The sequence below is a fragment of the Rugamonas sp. FW305-51 genome, assembly GCF_058786935.1.
The window spans coordinates 1-667 of the sequence record NZ_JBYSZG010000121.1; the positions used below are offsets into that span (position 1 = coordinate 1).

At 68.5% G+C, this 667-nt stretch carries 1 pseudogene; it reads right to left on the reverse strand.

The annotated features are described in order from the left end of the window. Nucleotides 1-667: pseudogene (locus AC3WOS_RS28560) on the reverse strand (heme utilization protein); the annotation flags it as partial.

A 667-nucleotide genomic window follows, 5' to 3' on the forward strand; every position in this document is an offset into this window, starting at 1 on the left:
GTGGTCAGGGTGCTGACATCGGTGGTGCCCAGCGAGGCGATGGCGCCCGTGCTCAGGGCCTGGATGTCCGAGGTGGTGATGGCAATCAGGTCCGATGTGCCCAGCGCGGCCAGCTGCGCCGTCCTCAGGGCCGCCGCCTGCGAGGTGCCCAACACGCTGACCTGGGTGGTGGTCAGGGCCAGGATGTCCGAGGTGGTGATGGCGCCGATCTGGGCCGTACCCAGCACCGTCAGCTGGCTGGTGGTCAGGGCGACCATGTTCGACGTGCCCAGGGCGGCGATTTGCGCCGTCTTCAGGGCAATCACGTCGCTCGTTTCGATCGCAATCAGCTGGCTGGTGCCCAGTGCGCTGATCGCACTCGTGCTCAGGGACGCCACCTGCGCCGTGCGCAGCGCCACGATCTGGCTGGTGGTCAGGGCGGTCACGTCTGTGGTACCCAGCGAGGCGATGGCGCCCGTGCCCAGGGCCTGGACGTCCGAAGTGGTCAAGGTGATCAGGTCCGACGTTTCCAGGGCCGCGATCTGCGACGTCTTCAGGGCTGCCGCCTGCGACGTGCCCAGCACGCTGACCTGGCTGGTGGTCAGCGCCACGATGCCCGAGGTGGTGATGGCGCCGATCTGGGCCGTGCCCAGCACCGTCACCTCGCTGGTGGTCAGGGCTGCCACGT